Annotated in this window: 17 protein-coding genes; 14 read left to right on the top strand and 3 right to left on the bottom strand. The window is 48.8% G+C overall.

Annotated elements, in window-relative coordinates; all coding sequences use genetic code 11:
• Nucleotides 1–1,401 carry a glucuronate isomerase gene (gene uxaC / locus ACUN27_RS28785; RefSeq protein ID WP_315954292.1) on the top strand — a complete coding sequence of 467 codons (1,401 nt, stop codon included), beginning with the start codon at nt 1–3 and terminating at the stop codon, nt 1,399–1,401.
• A gap of 857 nt (nt 1,402–2,258) precedes the next feature.
• Here the strand turns inward: uxaC and ACUN27_RS28780 are convergent.
• Nucleotides 2,259–3,080, bottom strand: a complete 822-nt coding sequence (locus ACUN27_RS28780) for a helix-turn-helix transcriptional regulator (RefSeq protein ID WP_157322868.1) — start codon at nt 3,078–3,080, stop codon at nt 2,259–2,261.
• Nucleotides 3,081–3,239: 159 nt separating this feature from the next.
• On the opposite strand from ACUN27_RS28780, the gene ACUN27_RS28775 reads away from it, so the two are divergent.
• The 3 genes from ACUN27_RS28775 (at nt 3,240) to ACUN27_RS28765 (ending at nt 6,282) form a co-directional block, all read left to right on the top strand.
• The gene (locus ACUN27_RS28775; protein ID WP_127457837.1) at nt 3,240–4,523 is read left to right on the top strand and encodes a Gfo/Idh/MocA family protein; all 1,284 of its coding nucleotides are present in this window, start codon (nt 3,240–3,242) and stop codon (nt 4,521–4,523) included.
• A 22-nt stretch (nt 4,524–4,545) separates the two neighbouring features.
• A complete protein-coding gene (locus tag ACUN27_RS28770; protein ID WP_445560006.1) occupies nt 4,546–5,586 on the top strand; it encodes a dienelactone hydrolase family protein in 1,041 nt (346 codons plus the stop codon).
• 78 nt (nt 5,587–5,664) lie between these two features.
• Nucleotides 5,665–6,282, top strand: coding sequence for a DUF1273 domain-containing protein (locus ACUN27_RS28765; protein WP_315954290.1), 618 nt, complete (start codon nt 5,665–5,667; stop codon nt 6,280–6,282).
• A 12-nt stretch (nt 6,283–6,294) separates the two neighbouring features.
• Here ACUN27_RS28765 and ACUN27_RS28760 read toward each other — a convergent pair whose 3' ends face one another.
• Nucleotides 6,295–7,158, bottom strand: coding sequence for a LysR family transcriptional regulator (locus tag ACUN27_RS28760; RefSeq protein WP_315954289.1), 864 nt, complete (start codon nt 7,156–7,158; stop codon nt 6,295–6,297).
• A 138-nt stretch (nt 7,159–7,296) separates the two neighbouring features.
• On the opposite strand from ACUN27_RS28760, the gene ACUN27_RS28755 reads away from it, so the two are divergent.
• The 8 genes from ACUN27_RS28755 to ACUN27_RS28720 all read left to right on the top strand — a co-directional run bounded on the left by ACUN27_RS28755 (nt 7,297) and on the right by ACUN27_RS28720 (nt 17,672).
• Nucleotides 7,297–8,178: a DMT family transporter gene (locus ACUN27_RS28755; RefSeq protein ID WP_326060996.1), complete on the top strand. Its 882-nt coding sequence runs from the start codon at nt 7,297–7,299 to the stop codon at nt 8,176–8,178.
• Nucleotides 8,179–8,977: 799 nt separating this feature from the next.
• On the top strand, nt 8,978–11,047 hold the full coding sequence (locus ACUN27_RS28750; RefSeq protein ID WP_445560005.1) for a bifunctional aldolase/short-chain dehydrogenase: 2,070 nt from the start codon (nt 8,978–8,980) through the stop codon (nt 11,045–11,047).
• Nucleotides 11,048–11,080: 33 nt separating this feature from the next.
• Complete coding sequence (rhaI, locus tag ACUN27_RS28745; protein ID WP_326060998.1) at nt 11,081–12,301, top strand: L-rhamnose isomerase; 1,221 nt, start codon at nt 11,081–11,083, stop codon at nt 12,299–12,301.
• Complete coding sequence (rhaB, locus tag ACUN27_RS28740; protein ID WP_315954327.1) at nt 12,295–13,797, top strand: rhamnulokinase; 1,503 nt, start codon at nt 12,295–12,297, stop codon at nt 13,795–13,797. Before rhaI ends, rhaB begins: the two co-directional genes overlap by 7 nt.
• Before the next feature lie 9 nt (nt 13,798–13,806).
• Nucleotides 13,807–14,574: a DeoR/GlpR family DNA-binding transcription regulator gene (locus ACUN27_RS28735; protein WP_315954285.1), complete on the top strand. Its 768-nt coding sequence runs from the start codon at nt 13,807–13,809 to the stop codon at nt 14,572–14,574.
• Between the two features lie 111 nt (nt 14,575–14,685).
• Nucleotides 14,686–15,429, top strand: coding sequence for a (Fe-S)-binding protein (locus ACUN27_RS28730; RefSeq protein WP_315954284.1), 744 nt, complete (start codon nt 14,686–14,688; stop codon nt 15,427–15,429).
• A complete protein-coding gene (locus ACUN27_RS28725) occupies nt 15,416–16,933 on the top strand; it encodes a LutB/LldF family L-lactate oxidation iron-sulfur protein (RefSeq protein WP_315954283.1) in 1,518 nt (505 codons plus the stop codon). The genes ACUN27_RS28730 and ACUN27_RS28725 overlap by 14 nt, the downstream gene beginning before the upstream one ends.
• Nucleotides 16,926–17,672 (top strand): LutC/YkgG family protein, encoded by a 747-nt coding sequence (locus ACUN27_RS28720; protein WP_445560004.1) that lies wholly within the window; start codon nt 16,926–16,928, stop codon nt 17,670–17,672. The genes ACUN27_RS28725 and ACUN27_RS28720 overlap by 8 nt, the downstream gene beginning before the upstream one ends.
• 359 nt (nt 17,673–18,031) lie before the next feature.
• Here ACUN27_RS28720 and ACUN27_RS28715 read toward each other — a convergent pair whose 3' ends face one another.
• Entirely contained in the window at nt 18,032–18,895 is an 864-nt protein-coding gene (locus ACUN27_RS28715) for an aldo/keto reductase (protein WP_315954281.1), read from the bottom strand.
• A 336-nt stretch (nt 18,896–19,231) separates the two neighbouring features.
• Here ACUN27_RS28715 and motA point away from each other — a divergent pair, with 336 nt between their 5' ends.
• Both motA and motB read left to right on the top strand, forming a co-directional pair.
• The gene (gene motA, locus ACUN27_RS28710) at nt 19,232–20,026 is read left to right on the top strand and encodes a flagellar motor stator protein MotA (RefSeq protein WP_315954280.1); all 795 of its coding nucleotides are present in this window, start codon (nt 19,232–19,234) and stop codon (nt 20,024–20,026) included.
• On the top strand, nt 20,023–20,829 hold the full coding sequence (gene motB / locus ACUN27_RS28705) for a flagellar motor protein MotB (protein ID WP_315954279.1): 807 nt from the start codon (nt 20,023–20,025) through the stop codon (nt 20,827–20,829). Before motA ends, motB begins: the two co-directional genes overlap by 4 nt.
• Nucleotide 20,830 lies beyond the last annotated feature (1 nt).

Below are 20,830 nucleotides of genomic sequence, written 5' to 3'. Positions count from 1 at the left end.
ATGAAAACGTTTTTAGATGAAAACTTCCTACTTACTAATCAAACCGCTGTTCATTTGTTCCACGAATACGCTAAAGATCTGCCGATTATTGACTATCACTGCCACTTGAGCCCTAAAGAGATTTATGAAAATAAACAATTCAATAACATTACGGAAGCTTGGCTTTACGGCGACCACTACAAGTGGAGAATGATGCGCGCTAACGGCGTTGAAGAGAATAAAGTGACTGGAGAAGCTAGCGATTATGATCGTTTCGTTGCTTGGGCAGGTACGCTGCCAATGGCGATCGGTAACCCGCTGTACCACTGGTCTCACATGGAACTTCGCACATTTTTTGGTGTGAATGACCTGATTAACGAACAGAACGCGCCTGCCATTTGGGAAAAAGTGAACGCGAAGCTGGCTGAAGGCGGTTCACGCGCCAGAGACCTGATCACGAATTCCAAAGTAACGGTCATCTGCACGACGGATGATCCAGTTGATTCCTTGGAGTATCATATCAAAATCAAAGAAATCAAAGATTTCCACACGCAAGTATTGCCGTCTTACCGTCCTGACAAAGCGCTCGAAATTAACCGAGCTACGTTCCTTCCTTGGATCGCTCAATTGGAAAAAGCGGCAGACATCACGATTTCGTCCTACGACGATCTGCTAGCGGGACTTGAGAGCAGAGCGGAATTCTTTAATTCCGTAGGCTGTAAAGTGTCTGACCATGCTTTGGATTACGTGCCTTTTGCGGTGGCGACCAAAGAAGAAGTTGAACAAATTTTCAAATCGGCCTTGGCTGGCAACGCAGTTAGCTTGGAAGATGAGAAAAAATATAAAGCATTCACTTTGCTATTCCTGGGCGGCGTATATAAAAAGCTCGACTGGGCGATGCAATACCATATCAACGCATCCCGTAACAATAACGGACAAGCTTTTGCAAAACTTGGGCCGGATACAGGTTTTGACTCCATTAACGATAGCCTTGTAGCGAGCGCGCTAACTGGATTGCTTTCTTCGCTGGCTGTTGCGGATTCGCTGCCAAGAACTATTCTTTACTCATTGAACGCACGTGACAATGAAATTCTTGCTTCGCTGATGGGCAGCTTCCAAGGCGACGGAATCCCGGGCAAAATTCAGCTTGGCGCCGCTTGGTGGTTCAACGATACGAAAGACGGCATGGTTTCGCAGATGAAATCGCTTGGCAATTTCGGATTGCTTGGCCGTTTTGTCGGCATGCTCACCGACTCCAGAAGTTTCTTGTCGTACACGAGACATGAATACTTCCGCAGAATTCTGTGCAACATGTTCGGCGAGTGGGTTGAAGCGGGCGAGTTCCCGAATGACGAGCAGCTGCTCAAGCAGTTGGTTCAAGGTATCTCCTACGATAACGCGAAGCAATATTTCGGGTTTTAAAAAGAAAAGGCCTCCACTTGTGGGGGCCTTTTCTTTATGTGTGTGGTCGCGCCGCGTGGTGACCAGTGGTGACCGTGGGCAGATGTTTGATGCTGAACATCGAACATCTGAACATAAACATTACACTCAACTCTTGTCACCTGCCATCAGCCGCTATAGCCATAACCAAGTAACACCACCGTCACCAGTTACCAGTAGCCATAACCAAGTAACATCACCGCGATCAGTCACCAGCAGCCATAACCAAGTAACACCACCGTCACCAGTAGCAAATACCTCCCCCGCTCCCTTCATTAAGAGGAAAGGGAACTATGAGCCTCTATTTTGCAGAAACGGGCTGTTTTCGGGGCAAATAGGAACTACAGGGCCTTATTTCTCGGCTTGGAGTTGATATTCGGCAGAAACATTGGAATAGAGGACCATAGTTCCCTTTGACCTGCCAATTGGCGATTATCAGGCAAATTAGCGGACCATGGTTCCCTTAACGTCGTCAGCTACCTCAAACTGTCACTGAGTTTTCTCGTCAGGTGCACAGAATCACGGTGGAGGAGAGGCTGCGCAGCTGAATAACAGGATTTCCTACAGTTAATTAGTGTAATTCCACCTATATATCCCAAATAACTGGAAATCCTACTGCTAATTCAGACGTTTATGCTAAAATCATCACTTTTCCAAGGAATTAGAGGTATAATTTCCATCTAGTTCCACCCGATAGACTTAAACTTCAAAAAATAACATTACTTTATCCATCTAATCCCGATCAAATCTGCATCCAATCTACATTTAATGTGCACTCAATCTTCATCTACCTCTCCATCCACTCTCCAAACTCCCCACCTAACGCGCCCCGCCAGCCACTACTGGCTCAGCCGCATCAGTTTCCGGCACTCTAGCGGCGTCTGCGAAGTGACCTGCTTAAACACGCGGCCAAAATGGGCGACGCTATCGAAGCCCGATTGCTCCGCAATGTGAATAACCTTCAGTTTGGTTTCTCTTAGCAGCCGCTGTGCTTCTCGAATCCGCACATTGTTCAAATATTCAACGAACGAGAATCCCGTCGTTTCTTTAAAAGAGCGGCAAAAATAGCTGGGACTAATATAAAAGGTCTCCGAGATCGAAGCCAGCGTCAACCGATTCCGGTAATGCTCGTTGATATAAGCCACAATCTCAAATATTTTGGGATTGTGCGCTTGCGCGTGACTTTGTGCTGTGCTGATCCTGTCCGTCATGCGTGAGCAGAAGATCAGCAGCTGCGTAAACAGCGCGCGGCTGTTTAATTGCCACCCGCCGAGCGCCTGCTGCTGCTCCCGGAGCAGCTGAAACAGCAGATTCTCAACCAAGGTACGGTTCGTACCGCTCAGAGAGAATACATGCTGTTTCTGCACAAAAGGCACAAGCAGATGCTCGGAAGCATCTTCCCCAATGGAGCGAATCCACCTATCATCGAAGCTGAGCAATATACGCTCATGAGCCTCCGCATCGGCATTTCGCGTTTTGTGCAGCTGATTTTTATCGATAAGAACGAGGTCGCCTTCTTGAATGAGATACGAGCGGTCTTGTATAAAGTAGTAGCGTTTGCCACTCAGCAAATAGTAGATTTCATAATGATCATGGAAATGATTCACCTGCATGGAGTAGGGCCGGTCTCTGCGTAGTCTTTCGATTTCATATTGGATCACAACGGACACCTCTTCGATCAAATCAAACTAAATGTACTGTTATTATAGCAAAATATGCAAGGATTGAAAGACATTAGATAAGATTTGATTAGAAACACAGCAAATATTGTATTAATCTTGAGATAAGAAAACTTATTCTCGAGAGGGGCTTAACCAGTTATGAAAAAACGTTATGCAGTCGTCGGCACCGGAGGACGTGCTGAATTTTTCTATGGCGCTATTGTAAGGGATTTCCAAGATACATCTGAGCTTGTTGCCATCTGCGATATCAATCAAACGAGAATGGACTTTACCAACGGTTTGCTGCAAAAAAAATATGAATACAAGGCTGTGCCTACTTATAAAGCGCATGAATTCGAAGAGATGATCCGCAGAGAAAAGCCGGATTATGTGATTGTAACTTCCGTTGATCGCACGCATCACACCTACATTATTAAAGCGATGGAGATGGGCTGCGATGTCATTTCGGAGAAACCGATGACGGTGGATGAAGAGAAATGTCAAGAAATTCTTGATGCTATCAAGCGGACAGGACGTCAGCTTCGCGTAACTTTCAATTACCGTTATGCCCCGCATAATACGAAAATCCGCGAATTGATCATGGATGGAACAATTGGCGACGTGCATTCCGTACATTTCGAGTGGCTGCTTAACACCCAGCATGGAGCGGACTATTTCCGCAGATGGCACCGGGATAAGCGCAATGGCGGCGGTCTGCTTGTGCACAAATCGACGCATCATTTCGATCTCGTGAATTTCTGGTTGGGAACACGTCCTGAAACTGTATATGCAATGGGCGGCTTGATGTTCTATGGTAGAGAAAATGCCGAGAAACGCGGCGAAACCAAGTTCTATCAACGCGCAACAGGCAACGAAAATGCGAAGGACGATCCATTTGCACTGCATTTGGACAAAAACGAGCACCTCAAAGGCTTATATTTAAATGCGGAACATGAAGACGGTTATCAGCGCGATCAAAGCGTTTTCGGCGACGGTATCAGCATCGAAGACACAATGGGCGTTATGGTCCGTTACAAAAATAAAGCGATTTTGACATACTCTTTGAACGCTTATATGCCATGGGAAGGCTTCAATGTGCATATTAACGGCAGCAAAGGCCGTATTGAAATGAAAGTCGTAGAGCAATCCTACGTGAATTCCGGCGGGAAAAAAGAAGACGAAGGTGCTTTGAAGGAGAAAACAATCAAAGTGTTCCCTATGTTCGCAGCGCCGTATCAGGTTCAAATCGAAGAAGGCGTTGGCGGTCACGGCGGCGGAGACCCTGTGCTGCTGCGGGATATTTTCGAAAAAGCATCTGACGATCGCTTCCAAAGAGCTGCTTCGCATGTCGATGGCGCAATGTCCATCCTTACTGGTATCGCAGGTAACATATCCCTACGCACAGGACAACCTGTGGCTGTTGATAAGCTGGTCACTTTTTAGCAAATGAGGGTGAGGTGACTGTATGTGGAATCCAGATGCCATCATGGAGAATCTCTATCTCTCCTATGAGCAGAAACGTTTAGAGCAGATGAGGGAAGAGAGTGCTGAACAGACCCGGGAAAGGCTTAAGCAAGGGCTGGCCACTTCTTTGGACATAGGGCTGATGACGAAAGATGAGCTTCTCCCTGTTCTGCTCGAGCGTATCGAACGGGATGATCATATTCAGGAACGAATCGAATTTGGAACGGTGGCGGGATTCCGTGTCCCTGCTTACGTGCTAATTCCTAAGGGTAAAAAAGAGCGTTCAACCGCTGTCCTTGCCCTGCATGGGCATGGCTACGGCAGCAGGCAGATTTCCGGCATGCATGCCGATGGCAGCGAAAATACCGGGGAACCGGATTCTCACGGAAATTACGCGGTTGAATTAGTGAAACGCGGCTTTATCGTGATGGTGCCGGAAATTATCGGTTTCGGCGATCGCCGATTGGCGGAGGAGCTAAAGGACGGAAAAGTTGGCAACTCCTCTTGCCAAGCACTCGCTTCCCATCTGCTGTTGTACGGCATATCGTTGGCGGGGCTGCGTGTGCATGAAGCGCAGCGGGCCATCGATTATCTGTTGACACGCGAGGACGTTGAAGGAGACAACGTCGGCTGCTTTGGCTTCTCGGGTGGCGCCTTAATTGCTTCTTACCTAGCTGCGCTGGACGAACGCGTCAAGGCTACGGTGTTATGCGCTTTTGGGAATACGTTTAAGGGTAGTATCATGCATCTTCGTCACTGTATCGACAACTACTTGCCAAGCGCGTTGGCTTATGCGGAGCTGCCTGACTTAATAGGTCTGATTGCGCCACGATCGTTATTCATAGCTTCTGGCCGGCAGGATCGGATTTTCCCGGTAGCTACGACGGAAGTTGCGATCGAGCAATTGAAGGGTGAGTACACGAGAGTTGGTGCGGCTGAGCGGTTGGGATTCCATTTGTACGAAGGTAAGCACGAAGTGAATGGGAGCCAGGCCTATCCTTGGCTTGTTGAGGCTATGAGCAGAGAGCTGTCCGGTTGTTAACCGGCGGCTTTTTTTGCTTTCTATCGTTATCTTTCTATGCTACCCTGTAGGGAGAGTTCATAAGGTGGTGTGCCTTTTTTGAAAAGAATCTTAATCACAGGATATAAAGCATCAGAGCTAGGCATTTTTTCATTAAAACATCCAGGCATTTCGATTATTAAAAAAGCGATCCAAAAGCGACTCACTCCGCTGATCGAAGAGGGACTTGAATGGGTTGTTGTGAGCGGCGGTTGGGGCGTCGAGCTGTGGGCGGCGGAGGCTGTTCTTGACCTTAGAGAAGGCACTTACCCGGAGCTCAAATTGGCTGTTATCACGCCTTTTTTGGAGCAAGAAGAGAAGTGGAGCGACGAGAAAAAGAATAGCTACACGAGCGTTATAACTCGGGCTAATTATGTCAATAGCATCACGAAAACGAAATATGAGGGACCTTGGCAGTTTAAGGAGCGGGACAAGTTCCTGCTGCGCAATTCGGACGGTATTCTTCTGGTCTATGATGAGGATACGGAAGGGTCTCCGAAATTCATGAAGCAGCAAGCTGCGCAGGTGGCCGCTCATCACGATTATCCTATCATCACAATTAACGCCAGTGATCTCCAAAATGTCGCCGAAGATGAACAGGATATGGAGCACGGCGATGCGTGGGGAGATATGGACACCCTGCATCCAGGTGGGCCTGCTGATTATGAAGAAATTTAAACGGCCAGCTGCTTACGCCTCCACGGCTCCCGGCAGCATGCCGACAAAAGCGCTTAGTGAGCTGCTTATAAAAGCATCCTTGCGCATGATAAATTCCGTTTTGATAAAACGGTAATGCTGAGGAATCGCAAAAGTGCGGATTAATCCTTCCGCTTCATGCTTCTGTATGACGGCCTTTGGCATAAGCGAGATGCCTAATCCTGCGGAAATACCGCCAATAATGGCTTCCAACATACCGAATTCCATCATGATCGGTTGTGTGATGCCAATGGACTGCAGCCACTGATCCAGAACGTCGCGATAGGAGCAACCTGTGGTGAACACAAGAACAGGCTTCGTCAAGGCCTCCGAAAGATTGGCAACGCCAGGGCCTGCTGCGACGACCAATTCTTCTTCATACGCCTGGATGGACTGCAAATCAGGGTGCGTACAGGAACAACCGATGAATGCACCGTCCAGCTCATAGTGGAGAACTTTTTCAATTAGAAATTGCGTGTGTCCTGTTGTTAACGAGAGCTGCACATTAGAATGCTGCGCATAATAAGAGGCAAACAGTTTGGGAAGACGGACCGCTGCAGCAGTCTGTGTGGAACCAATTAACAGCGGACCGCTAGGCTCGCCTGATGAAGAAAGTGCCACGACCGCCTCATCCAGTAGACCGACGATTTTATCCGCATAGGTTAGCAAAGTTTTACCGCTAGAAGTTAAGGACATGCCGCGATTATGCCGAGCAAAGAGGACCGTTTGCAGCTCAGATTCCAATTGTTGAATCCGGGCCGTAATGTTGGATTGTACATAACCGAGACGTCCGGCAGCTTTGGTAATGGAGCCTTCTCGTGCTACCATTTGGAACACTCGCAAATCTGAGCTTTCCATCGTTGTGGACCTCCTATGCTGTTTTTGAATGTTTTTGATATCATTATTTATGATTCCAAGTATCTATAGTAATCATTATACATAATTCCAAGCCTCCTATACAATGAGATCATCTTGTTGTTAGGGAGGTTTTTTAAGATGAGCAAAATGAAATATATAACGCTTATTATTGTCACGACCTTTGTTATGGGAGTCGCGTTTCCGGTAGGCAAAGTCGGGCTGGATTATTCGACGCCTTTCTTTTTGATGGGTCTTCGCTTTGTTCTGGCGGGAGGTATACTAGCGCTAATTGTAAGGAAAAAACCACAGCCTACGAGTTTGAAAATGTGGGGAAAAGCGGGTTTGATCGGCTTATTGCAATCAGCGGGTGTGATGGGCTGCGCTTACTATAGCATGCATTGGATTAGTTCAGGCGAGTCTTCCATCATTACTTGTACGAATCCGCTGCTGGTGATCGTGTTAGGCACTTTCCTGACGGGAGCCAAATATCGAGGGCGGCAATGGTTCGGTGTAGCCCTTGGTTTTATCGGAGTCGTCGTTACCTTTGGATTACAACTGAACTTTCAGGCAGGCATGTTGATCGGTTTCCTCGGTGCCGTATTTTTTGCCGCTTCTACACTGCTTATTAAACAGTGGGGAGCCGGGTTCGATATGACGGTGCTGGCTGCGTATCAAATGCTTGCGGGAGGCATTGCGCTTCTACTTCTGGGAGCGCTGACGGAGCATCCTCATTTCACCTTTACGCCTATGTCCGTGGTCGTGCTGCTCTGGCTTATCATCATGGGATCGATTGTACAATTTTGCCTATGGTTTTATTTGCTTCGCAGCGGAGATCCGGCCAAAACAAGCGCGTTTCTGTTCCTAGTGCCCGTGTTCGGGCTGCTCTCCAGTTGGCTGCTGCTTGGTGAGAAGGTCGCTTGGTATGTCGGTTTGGGTGGAGCTTTTATTTGTGTGGGTATCTTTTTGGTGAATTGGGAAGGGAAGGCCCGATCGGGAGGGCGATTGGTGCGAGTACAGTAATGGGGCTTGGGCGGAGAAAGGGCAAGTGGATGCATGAGAATATTCTATTCTATTGGATGAAATCCAATGAAATGGCGTTTTTGTTGGTCGAATTGGGGCTCACATTGGATGAAATCCAATGCAGGGAGTAACGAAGTCTTGGAAACAGCGGCGAAGTGGTGAACTCACTGGATTTTGTCCAATGAAATGGCCGCTTCCACGGCAAAAAGTGAGCGTTCATTGGAGTTTGTCCAATGAAAATTCAGATGGCTCTGCACTTGGGGAACTACAGGTCGCTATTTCGCAGAAATCTTGCAGTTTTCATCTCTGAGGGAACTACGGTCCTCTATTTCGCTGCTTTCACCCCAGAATCGTGACATGTAGGGGAAATAAGACCCTGCAGTTCCGTTTAGAGTGAAAATAACTTGTTTTTCTCCAAATAAGAGACTGGAGTTCCCTTATGGCAGGTAGCTGTATGGAGATAGTGTGCTGCGATGGTGGCAGGTTAGAAAAGTAGCTAAAACCAAAGTCTGGCGAATGGTAACCGCCAGGCTTTTTTTGATTTGTTTTTGGCAGTTAAGCTGGTAGGTGGCTGTGTGGAGATAGCGTGAACCGCCAGGCTTTTTTTTATGCTTTCCGAGCTAGCGCCTGCCATCCCACAAGGCTCTCAGGTGCAAAGACAAACAAAAACAAAAATAATGATTCAAAAATAAACAAAGATGTGTTACGATAAATCCATCAAAAACAAAACACATCATGGGATGTGAAGAGGAGAGACTTTGGGCGGTGCTCAGAGATCCCTATACTTAGGAGGGTACTTATGGTTGCGAATTTGTGGGAAGCAGACAAGGCGAGTAACGTTTCAAAAGGCGTAGAGGAATTGGTTTACCGCTCCAATTTATTAGGAACAGATCGTGCTGTTGCGAACTGGGGCGGGGGCAACACTTCGTACAAAACCATCGAGAAGGATTTCCGCGGCCGTGATGTTGAAGTGATGTGGGTCAAAGGAAGCGGTTCCGACCTTGCGACAATGAAAGCAAAGAATTTCACAGGCCTTCGGATGGAAGACATCCGTCCTCTGTACGAAAGAGACGAAATGTCCGACGAGGAAATGGTTGCGTACTTGGTGAACTGTATGATCGACAGCAAGCATCCGCGTGCTTCCATTGAAACGCTTTTGCATGCGTTCTTACCGTTCAAACATGTGGATCACACGCATCCGGATGCGATTATCTCGTTATGCTGCGCACACAATGGCCGTGAGCTGGCGAAAGAAATCTACGGCGACCGCTTCGTATGGGTACCTTATGTCCGTCCTGGCTTCACACTGTCCAAAATGATCGCAGAAGGCGTAAGAAACAATCCAAAAGCTGAGTTAGTGTTGATGGAGAAGCACGGTCTGGTTACGTGGGGTGAAACTTCCGAAGAGAGTTACCTCAAAACACTTGCAATCATTAATGAAGCTGCAAGCTTTATCGAAGCGCGAGTTCAAGAGGACAACTTGTACGGCGGCTCCAAATACGAGTCCCTGTCCGATTCCGAGCGCAACGATATTTTGGCGCAGGTACTGCCAACGGTTCGCGGTGCAGTAAGCAAAGAGAAGAAAATGATCCTGACAGTTGACAGCGCGGACGATGTCTTGAAGTTCGTTAACAGCAAAGATGCAGCTGTCTTGTCTCAAGTAGGCGCAGCATGCCCGGATCACTTGGTTCATACAAAAATGAAGCCGCTGTACATCGACTGGAATCCGAATTCCCGTGATGCCGTTTCCCTGACGGAAGCTTTGCAAGCTGGCATTGCCGCTTACAAAGAAGAGTACAAAGCATACTTCGAACGCAACAAAAATGAAGGCGACGTTATTTTCGAAACGGCTCCTCGCGTTATCTTGATCCCTGGAATCGGGATGATTAACACAGGCAAAAGCTGGGCTATGGCGCAAGTCAGCGGCGCGCTTTACCACCGTGCAATCTCCGTGATGAGAGGCGCAACAGCACTTGGAACTTTCGTTTCCTTGAGCGAAAATGAGTCTTACAACGTGGAATACTGGCCTCTTGAATTATACAAATTGACACTTGCACCTGCTGAAGCGGAATTCTCCCGCAAAATTGCTTTTATCACGGGCGGCGCAGGCGGAATAGGCAGCGTGACGGCTCGTCAATTCCTCAAAGAAGGCGCGCACGTTGTGCTGGCTGACTTGAATTTGGAAGGCGCACAAAAATTAGCGGCCGAGCTGAACGAGCAATACGGCGAGAACAGAGCCATTGCGGTGAAAATGGATGTAACGAAAGAAGAAGAGGTAGAAGCGGCTTACCGCGATTCGATCCTTAGGTACGGTGGAATCGATGTTATTGTGAACAACGCGGGTCTTGCGACATCGAGTCCTTTTGATGAAACATCCCTTAAAGAGTGGAACTTGAACATGAACGTGCTTAGCACAGGATATTTCCTGGTAGCTAGAGAAGCTTTTAAAATTATGAAAAAGCAAAATGTCGGCGGCAGCATGGTATTCGTCGGCTCCAAAAACTCGGTATTTGCAGGTAAAAATGCTTCTGCTTATTCAACGGCAAAAGCCGCTGAGATTCACTTGGCGCGTTGTATCGCTGCAGAAGGCGGCGAATACGGTATTCGCGTGAACTCCGTATTGCCGGATGCGATTCTGCAAGGTTCCGCGATCTGGAATTCCAACTGGCGCAATGAGCGTGCTGCGGCTTACGGCATCGAACCGGACCAACTGGAAGAGCACTACCGCAAAAGAACGACTTTGCTTGTTAACATTTTCCCGAAAGACGTTGCGGAAGCCATCGTGTACTTCTCATCTTCCAAAGCTGAGAAAACGACAGGCTGCATGATAACCGTTGACGGCGGCGTTCCAGCTGCTTTCACCCGCTAATCCGTTCCATATCCAAAAGGAGGCTATTATCCGATGAGTGATAAAGCATATGCACTGTTTGAAGAGCAGCAAGCAAGTAGAGGTATTGATTTGGCTACTGTAAAAGCCAAGCTGAAGGCCCTCAAAGTAGAAACTCCATCCTGGGGCTACGGGGATTCTGGAACTCGCTTCAAAGTGTACAAGCAAAACGGTGTGCCGCGTAATCCTTTTGAGAAATTCGAAGATGCTGCGCAGGTTCATAAACTGACGGGTGCTTGCCCGTCGGTGGCAATCCACATTCCTTGGGATAAAGTGGACGATTACGCAAAGTTGAAGCAGCATGCAGCTGATTTGGGTGTTTCCATCGGCGCGGTAAATCCTAATCTTTTCCAAGAAGATGATTATATCTTCGGAAGTGTGACGAATTCGAACGCAGCGATTCGCCGCAAAGCGACGGATCACTTGCTGGAGTGCGTGGACATTGCCAAAACCGTTGGCTCTGATGCCCTGAGCCTCTGGTTCGCAGACGGTTCCAACTACCCAGGTCAAGTTGACATTCGCGCTCGCAAAACATGGATGTATGAATCGCTCAAAGAGATGTACAACGCAATGACGCCAAACATGCGCATGCTGATTGAATACAAATTCTATGAGCCTGCCTTCTACCATACGGATTTGGCGGATTGGGGCATGGCGTTCAACATGGCGAACAAGTTGGGTCCTCAAGCGGAAGTGCTTGTAGACACAGGCCATCACCCACAGGGCACCAACATTGAGCACATCGTGACTTATTTGTTAGATGAAAATAAACTCGGCGGCTTCCACTTCAATTCCCGCAAATATGGGGATGACGATTTGATTGTAGGTTCCGTGAATCCATACGAATTGTTCCTGATTTTCTACCAAATCATTGATGCGGCGAACGATAAAAACCCGCAAATCCGTCAAGCTGCAAATAACATTGCGTATATGATCGATCAAAGCCATAACATTGAGCGTAAAATCCCTGCAATGCTGCGTTCTGTACTGAACGTTCAAACGCAATACGCAAAAGCTTTGCTCATTAACCTGGACGAAGTGAAGGACGCTCAAGAGCGTCAAGACGTTCTTGGCGCCGAAGACGCAATTCGTAAAGCGTTCGAATTCGACGTGACACCGCTGCTGCAAGCAGTTCGCGAAGAAATCGGCGTGCCGGTTGATCCGATGAAAGCTTACTTAGAGAGCGGCTACGACGAAAGCATTAACGTGCGCGGCAAAGGCGGTGCGAGCTGGTGAGTAAACCCTCAAGCGTTCTGGCCTTTGATTTGGGAGCAAGCAGCGGCAGAGCGATCGTCGGACGCCTTGATTCTGAAGCGGGCCAAGTGACGATCGAGGAAATTCACCGCTTTCCGAATGATCCGGTGAAGGTGGGCGACCATCTTCACTGGGACATATTGCGCTTGTTTCATGAGTTGAAACAAGGGATTTTACAGACGAAGCAGCTAGGATATACGGATATTGAAAGTTTGGCGATCGACTCTTGGGCGGTAGATTTCGGTCTGCTATCCAAGAACGGCGAGTTGCTGGGCAATCCTTATCATTACCGTGATCACCAGACTGACCATGCGATGGAAAAGGTGTTTGCAAAAGTAGGACGCGAAAAGCTTTATGCCAAAACGGGGCTCCAATTTCTGCAATTCAACTCGATTTTTCAACTCGCTGCAATTAAAGAAAGAAATCCGGAATTACTGGAACGCGCTGAAACGTTGTTGATGATTCCGGATTTGCTCCGCTATTTCCTAACCGGGGAAAAGCATAGTGAGTTCACGAACGCTACGACGACACAGCTCGTGAATGCTACAACGAAGGCGTGGGATGCAGAGCTTCTCGAGCAGCTTGATCTGCCAGCGAGTTTGTTGCTGAATCCAGTACCTTCAGGTACGCGGGTAGGTGCCTTAACTGCAGATATCTGCGCGGATCTTGACGTTGCTTCGATTCCTGTCATTGCCGTAGGCGAGCATGACACGGCTTCTGCCGTTGTTGCGGTCCCTGCGCTGGACGATCATTTTGCCTTCCTAAGCTGCGGCACTTGGTCCCTGTTGGGAACAGAAACGATGGAACCTGTTTTAACGGAGCAGGCTTTAGCGTGGAACTTCACGAACGAAGGCGGCGTGTATGGCACGAACCGTTTGCTGAAGAACATTATGGGCTTGTGGCTGATCCAAGAGTGTAAACGGACGTGGGATAAAGAAGGCAAAAACCTCAGCTTTGCCGCTCTCGTCAAGCTTGCTGAGCAGGCGAAACCTTTTCAATCATTCATCGATCCCGATGACGACATGTTTCTTAATCCGCAGCATATGCCGAAGCAAATTCAGCAATATTGCCGGGATACGCAGCAGGTCGTTCCGCAATCCGAAGGCGAGATCGCGCGCTGCATCCTAGAAAGTCTGGCGCTCAAATATCGGTTTGTTCTGGAATGGACCGAGCAGCTTACGGGTGTCACGTACCCTGGACTTCACATTGTTGGCGGCGGCATTCAGAATGAGCTGCTCTGCCAATTCACTGCGAGCGCTACAGGGCGCGAGGTTTGGGCAGGTCCTGTCGAGGGTAGTGCCTTAGGAAACCTTGTAGTACAATGGATAGCATTAGGGTATATCGCGAATTTACGCGAAGCCAGGAAGCTGATTCGGAATTCGTTCCCGGTCAAAACGTACATCCCCGAGGATGCTGCGGGTTGGCAGGCGGCGTATGCAACATTTTGTCAGGTGGCGTCCCGATCGAGGATGAAATGAGGGAAGACGATGCTGGTAGCGGAAAGATGGCAGAGAATCGTTCAGTTAGTGAATGAAAGAGGTAGCATTCGCGTGACGGAGCTCAGCGAGCTGTGTCAAGTGACGGAAGAGACGATTCGAAGAGATTTGGATCGGTTGGAAAGCGAAGGCAAGCTGATGCGCAGCCATGGCGGCGCCGTGAGTGTGAAGGAAGCGCAGTCGGAAGTGCCTTTCCTGGAAAGGGAAACGGAGCACGCTGATTTCAAGAACAGCATTGCGAAGGAAGCGGTATCGCATATTCGCGAAGGCGACCGCATCATTTTGGATGCGAGCACAACGGCTTGGTATATGGCCAAATTGATTCCGGATATGCAGCTGACGATCCTTACGAATTCGATGAAAGTCGCACTCGAGGTCAGCGGCAAGGAGAAAATTCAAGTGATTTCTACGGGAGGACTTCTCTCGCCAAAATCGTTGTCCTATGTAGGACCACTAGCGGAGAGGTCACTGGACATGTACCACGTCCATAAGCTTTTCCTTTCCTGTAAAGGGGTTCATATTCAGCGCGGCATCAGCGAATCGAATGAGCTTCAAGCGCTTATTAAGCGCAAAATGATCTCGATTGCCGATGAAACATATCTGCTAGCCGATCACAGTAAATTCGGGATGCAGTCTTTGACGCAAGTCGCGGCATGGCCTGAAATCAAGCATGTGATCACAGACGGACAAACCAATAAGGAGGATGTGGACCGTATTCGGGAGAAAGGGGTTCACGTCATCCAACTAGATAAAGAGTAAAGACATTGTTCCTTCCATCTCCAGTATGTTCGCTTTCGTACTGAGGATGGTTTTTTGTATAGCCACCTGCCTCTGTGGGGGGAACGATGCAGGAAGGGAGTCAGCTGCAACATGAAAGTATCGATGTTCATAACGTGCCTCAGCGATCTTGTCTATCCCAAGGTTGGCGAGTCAATCGTTCATTTACTTGCAAAATACGGAGTCAAGCTAGACTTCCCGGTGAAGCAAACCTGCTGCGGCCAACCCGCCTTCAACAGCGGCTATTGGGATGAGGCGCGAGGTTCTGCCATGACCCTGCTGGAGGCTTTTGAAGACAGCGATTTTGTCATTTCGCCTTCGGGTTCCTGCACGAGCATGATTCACCATTATTATCCGAAGCTTTTTGAAAATGACCCTGTTAATCTAGCACGCGCTAATCGGCTTGTTGAGAAAACCTATGAATTCACTCAGTTCCTGGTACAAGTGTTAGGGGTTACGGATGTGGGAGCTGTATTCCCGCACAAAGTGACCTACCATCCGTCCTGCCATGGCAGCCGGTTGCTCGGAGTGAAAGCTGAACCGATGCAGCTGATGCAGCATGTTCGGGGCATGGAACTGCTGCCGCTTCCTCATGCCGAGGATTGCTGCGGGTTTGGCGGTACTTTTGCGGTGAAAATGTGCGATATTTCCGGGGCGATGGTGTCCGAGAAATCCGACCATGTCTTAGAGACGGAAGCTGAAGTGCTCGTCGGGCTGGATATGGGTTGTTTAATGAATATTGCCGGTAATTTGTCGTTTCGAGGAAAGCCTGTCAAGGTGATGCATCTGGCGGAGTTATTGGCTGAGGGAGTGAAACTTGCCCATGAGCGAGCATAAACCTGGCGGGACGGTGAAGGATAGATCCAAAATTGCGCTGAACAACGACTTTTTGCGCAATGCGGTGAAATTCACGACGGAGCGATTAAAGAATGGGAAGCTGGCTGCGACCGCCGAGCATGGCAATTGGGAAGAGTGGCGTGAGCGCGGACGAGAAATTCGGTTGCATACGATTGCGCATCTCGACTACTATCTTGGCAAATTTGTTGAAAATGCAAGGGCGCAAGGGGTGCATGTTCATTTTGCTGCCGATGCGGCGGATGCGGTTAGGTTAACGATGCAGATTGCCGAGCATAAGAAGGCGAAAAGTGCCGTGAAATCCAAGTCGATGGTTTCCGAGGAGCTGCACATCAACCATGCGCTTGAGCAAATCGGCGTAGAAGCGATTGAGACAGACCTTGGTGAATATATTATTCAGCTGGCTGGCGAGACGCCGTCGCATATCATTATCCCGGCGATTCACAAAAACCGGTACCAGATCGCTGATCTTCTGTCTGAAGACGCAGGAGAGAAGCTTGAGCCTGATACGGGAATATTGGCCGGATACGTACGCAGAAAGCTGCGAGAGAAATTCCTTGAAGCCGACATCGGGATGACGGGCTGTAATTTTGCCATTGCCGAAACAGGTTCAATGGTACTCTTTGAAAATGAAGGCAATGCGCGGATGGTCAGCACGATTCCGAAGACACAGATCACCTACATGGGGATGGAACGTATCATTCCTACGCTGGACGATCTTGAGGTCATGGCGACGCTGCTGCCTCGTTCTGCAACCGGACAGAAACTGACGGTGTATATGTCCGTTATTTCCGGGCCGCAGCGTAAGCAGGACGGCGATGGCCCCGAGGAGATGCATATCATCATCCTCGATAATGGTCGCTCTTTGCAGCTAGGCGATCCGCAATTCCAGGAATTGCTGAATTGCATTCGCTGCGGCGCTTGCTTGAACGCCTGCCCGGTGTATCGCCATATCGGCGGTCATGCCTACGGCGGCGTCTACAGCGGTCCGATCGGCGCGGTGCTTACGCCGGCTCTGAATAAAAATGTCGACCAGTGGGACGACATTGCCAACGCCTCCAGCCTCTGCGGAGCGTGTTATGAGGCTTGTCCGGTCAAAATTCCGCTGCATGATATGCTCGTCTATCTCCGCCAACGCAAAGTAGAGCGGGGATCGACGGATTTAGCGGAGAAAGTGGGGATGAAAGGCTTTAACTTCCTCATGTCCGATGCCAAACGGGTGAAGGCGCTGATTAAGCTCGGTCGCATCGGGCAAAAGCTGCTCGTTCGGGATGGCCATATCAAAGCGCGGATCGGTCCGCTCAAAGGCTGGAACTCCTATCGTTATGCGCCAAGTATGGCGAGCAAGACATTCCGTGAGTCGTGGAAAGACATCGAGCAGGAGCTGGAAGGCACGTTTCCCGAGCTTGACGCTGTCATGAAGGCACGTATGGAGAAACTGGTCGCTGATCGCAAAAACGGCGGAGGAGGACATCATCATGGCTAAATCAGATCCGTCATTTCTGCAGCAATTGCACGAAGAAGCTCTCAAGAAGCAGGAATCCTTCTTTGCTAATATTTCGACGCGTCTGGGTCGGGCAAAGCCACTGCAGAGCGCTCCTGCACATCCAATGAAGGGGGCTCCCGCTTTTTGGGAGGAGGTCAACCTCCCGCTGGAGGAGCGGATTCAGCTCTTCATGGCGAACTGGCAAAAAGCAGGTGGACACACCTACCGGTTGTCGGGCATGGCAGAAGCGCAAGCTTTTATTACTGATTTTATCGCTAAAACGCAAGCGAAAAATCTGATCATACAGGATCAGCCGGAGCTGGAAGTGCTGCGCGAAAGCCTCTCAGCCGGCACGGAAACGAACATCACCGTGTGGAACGCGCAGGATGCTACCGCTGAGGCCAAAGATGAGCTTGTCGCCAAGGCGGCTGGCGCAGATATCGGGACCGTGGCTGTTGAGCATGCGGTCGCTTACACGGGCTCGTTAGTCGTCACGTCCGACGCTACGCGAGGCCGAAGCGTTAGTCTGCTCCCGACGACGTTCATCGCGATCATCCCTGTGGAGCGTCTGCGGACGAAGTTGGGCGAGGTTTTGCGGCCTTTTGACGCACTTGCCTTAGGCGAGCGGCCGGCTGGCATTCATTTCATATCAGGCCCGAGTCGGTCAGCCGATATCGAGAACGATTTGACCATTGGCGTACATGGTCCCGGTATCGTCTATGCACTAATTATTGAATGAAGTAGCGTGTACGGGAACTACGATCCCCTATTTCCTGCCAATCAACACATTTGCCAGCGAGAGGGAATTAGGGGCCTCTATTTGTTGAATATTGGATCTCTACCACCATATTTGAGAGCAAATAAGACCCCACAGTTCCCTCCCGCCCCTGAAATCAGCCTACTTGGCATAAATAGCGCCCTGTAGTTCCCGTTGCCTCTGAGTGAGTCATGAAGCGGGGGCTTTCGCACCGATTAACGTCAAAAGCAAAGGAGCTAAGCGTATATAAGCCGCTTAGCTCCTTTACTTTTGCTTCGATCTACCTTGATAAACGCGATCGTCCTAAAAGGGCGACGAAGGTGTTTATCCTTGGAGCCTATCTAACGAACGTACCATTCCCCCGACACCCAGTCGGTTGATTTCCAGCGCAGGACATCCGGATTAGCCAGATGCATGATCTCCTTCAGGAAAGACAGTTGCTCAAGATCAGTCATGGGTTTGAAGCTCTTCGCGATAGACAGGTTCTGTTCCAGCTGCTCCATCGATTCCATGCCGACGATGGCCGTGGAGATCGGTAGAGAGAACGTGTATTGCAGCGCCTTCTCGTACCACGGAGCAAGCTTGCCAAGCGCCATCACTTTCATGCCGATCACGGCAATGCCTTTCTCATTCGCTTTCGGCAGGAATTCATGTGCGAAGCTGTATACGAGGTGGTCAGCGGCGGAGAGAGCCACAAGCGCGCTATCGAACGGGTACCGGTCGATGGCTTCGAGCTGTACACGAGGATTCGTGTGTCCGCTGATCGAGATATGTTTGATCAAGCCTTGGTCTTTCGCTTCAATCAGCGCTTCCAAAGCACCGCCTTTGGCAAAGCATTTGTCCAGCTCTTCCATGGTCATGATATTGTGCAAACGCCATTCTTCTACATGATCGGTTTGCAGTCTTTTCAGGCTTTCTTCGAGCAGCTTCAAAGAACCGTCTCTCGTGCGGTCGTTCGTTTTGGTCGCAATCCAGACATCATTTCTGCGGCCATGCAGCGCTAAGGCTTTGCCAAGCCTCTCTTCGGATTGCCCTTTTGAATAACTCGGTGCCGTATCGAAATAAGTGATGCCTTCGTCAATCGCGCGATTCACGATCGCAATAGCCTCGTCTTCCGTACAGTTATGCTCGTCTACGATGCGTTGTGCGCCAAAGCTGAGCAGCGGAAATTGCTGCCCCGTCCGGCCGAATATTCGTTTCTCCACGTTCATCTCTCCTTATGTATGAAGATTGCTTGTTTCTTTTCTATCGTTTCCACAAAGGCTGCCAGATCATACCAACTTCCTTCAGATTTGCTGATATCGAATTTAGCAGGAGTATTCTCTCCTTAAGTATAAATTAGGTAAGAGAGAGACGCCAGATTTCGTCATTCCCCATTGATCTTCACAAAAAATACATGACTATAGTCCTAGTTTTCTCTCGAAAACGATTGTAATTTATAGCAAATAAACCTATCATTATGTACAAAGACAGAATTTTTGTCGAATTCTGGAATGCGTGCTACAAGGCTTTTATGACTAGAGAAAAGAGGGTGTCGTCATATGGAGAAATCATCTTTAATTGGAATTGTTTTAGCACTTATTTCGGTTGGTGTGGGCATGGTGTTAAAAGGGGCAAGTTTGGTGGCGCTTTTAAACCCCGCGGCTGCGCTTATTATTTTCGGAGGAACCGCTTCAGCCCTGTTTATCGCGTTCTCATTAGAGGAAATAAAAAAGATTCCGACCTTATTGAAAATTATTTTTACCGAACAAAAATTAATGCCTAAAAAAGAACTGATCAATACGTTTATCGAATGGGTATCCATCACACGCCGTGAAGGCCTTCTTTCCCTGGAAAAGCAAGCGGAAGAGCTATCGGATCCTTTTATGAAAAGCGGTATGCGTCTCATTATTGATGGAAATGATCCTGATTTCGTGCGCGATGTCTTGCTTGAAGATATTGCAGAAATGGAAGCAAGACATAAGAAATATGCGGGAATTTTTACGCAAGCCGGTACATACGCACCAACTCTTGGCGTTCTTGGCGCCGTTGTAGGTTTGATTGCTGCCCTTGGGAACTTAAGCGAAGTAGAGAAACTGGGGCATTTGATTTCCGCTGCGTTCGTGGCCACGATGTTTGGGATTTTCCTTGGTTATGTTATTTTTCACCCCTTCGCGAACAAGCTGAAACAAAAGTCGAAGAAGGAAGTTGAAATTAAACTTATGGTCGTCGAAGGCTTACTGTCCATTCAGTCCGGTGTATCCGCCAACTCTGTGAAGCAAAAAATGATGATCTTCGTAGCGAACAGCGAACGCGCATCGTATGACGAAGAGGCGAAAGGGGACGCCGCGCAGTGAGTAAAAAGAAGAAGCATGAGGACCATGAAGAACACGTTGATGAATCCTGGCTTATTCCCTATGCGGATTTGCTTACTTTGCTTCTAGCTCTTTTTATCATTCTATTTGCATCCAGTCAGTTGGATTCAAAGAAGTACAACTCGATTATGAGGTCCTTGAATAATGCGTTTACGGGTGGAGAAGCGCCATTCGCGGTATCTAATTTAATCCCGATTGACGACGCGGCGAACTCGACCAGGAACAACAACAAGAATCAGAACCCGCCGCCAAAGGAGCCGAGTAATACAGACAGTCAACTGGCTGCGAAGCTGCAAAAGGAAGAAAAGGATCTGGAAGAACTGAAGAAGAGCATGGATGCTTTCATCAAAGAAAATCAGTTGAACGAGCAGCTAACGACGAAGCTGGATAACGAGAAACTGACGATTACCATCAGTGATCGCGCGCTGTTCGACTCGGGTTCTGCGACCATGAAGCAAGATTCTCAGAAGCTGGCTGTTTCCATCGCAGGCATGCTGGCGAATTACCCGGGCTATCAGGTTGAGGTGGGAGGGCACACGGATAATATCCCGATTCACCGCGCGGATTTTGAAACAAACTGGGATTTGAGTGCCAAACGGTCCGTTAATTTTATGAAAATCTTATTAAATAATGGTAAAATCGACCCTTCCTCGTACTCTTCAGTCGGATACGGGGAGTATCGCCCCATTGCATCGAATGATACAACGGAAGGCCGCGCCCAGAATCGCAGGGTTGAAGTAAGTATTCTGCGCAACATTAAAGCAACGGATGAGATTGCGAAATAAA

The sequence above is a fragment of the Paenibacillus sp. WC2504 genome, assembly GCF_052682475.1.
The sequence above is the reverse complement of the archived record's forward strand: the minus strand, read 5'-3'. Positions and strand labels throughout refer to the sequence as shown.

Coding starts and splice junctions, on each gene's coding strand:
- uxaC (WP_315954292.1), top strand. CDS start 1: ATGAAAACGTTTTTAGATGAAAACTTCCTACTTACTAATCAAACCGCT.
- ACUN27_RS28775 (WP_127457837.1), top strand. CDS start 3,240: ATGAAAAAACGTTATGCAGTCGTCGGCACCGGAGGACGTGCTGAATTT.
- ACUN27_RS28770 (WP_445560006.1), top strand. CDS start 4,546: ATGTGGAATCCAGATGCCATCATGGAGAATCTCTATCTCTCCTATGAG.
- ACUN27_RS28760 (WP_315954289.1), bottom strand. CDS start 7,158: ATGGAAAGCTCAGATTTGCGAGTGTTCCAAATGGTAGCACGAGAAGGC.
- ACUN27_RS28755 (WP_326060996.1), top strand. CDS start 7,297: ATGAGCAAAATGAAATATATAACGCTTATTATTGTCACGACCTTTGTT.
- ACUN27_RS28750 (WP_445560005.1), top strand. CDS start 8,978: ATGGTTGCGAATTTGTGGGAAGCAGACAAGGCGAGTAACGTTTCAAAA.
- rhaI (WP_326060998.1), top strand. CDS start 11,081: ATGAGTGATAAAGCATATGCACTGTTTGAAGAGCAGCAAGCAAGTAGA.
- ACUN27_RS28735 (WP_315954285.1), top strand. CDS start 13,807: ATGCTGGTAGCGGAAAGATGGCAGAGAATCGTTCAGTTAGTGAATGAA.
- ACUN27_RS28730 (WP_315954284.1), top strand. CDS start 14,686: ATGAAAGTATCGATGTTCATAACGTGCCTCAGCGATCTTGTCTATCCC.
- ACUN27_RS28725 (WP_315954283.1), top strand. CDS start 15,416: ATGAGCGAGCATAAACCTGGCGGGACGGTGAAGGATAGATCCAAAATT.
- ACUN27_RS28720 (WP_445560004.1), top strand. CDS start 16,926: ATGGCTAAATCAGATCCGTCATTTCTGCAGCAATTGCACGAAGAAGCT.
- motA (WP_315954280.1), top strand. CDS start 19,232: ATGGAGAAATCATCTTTAATTGGAATTGTTTTAGCACTTATTTCGGTT.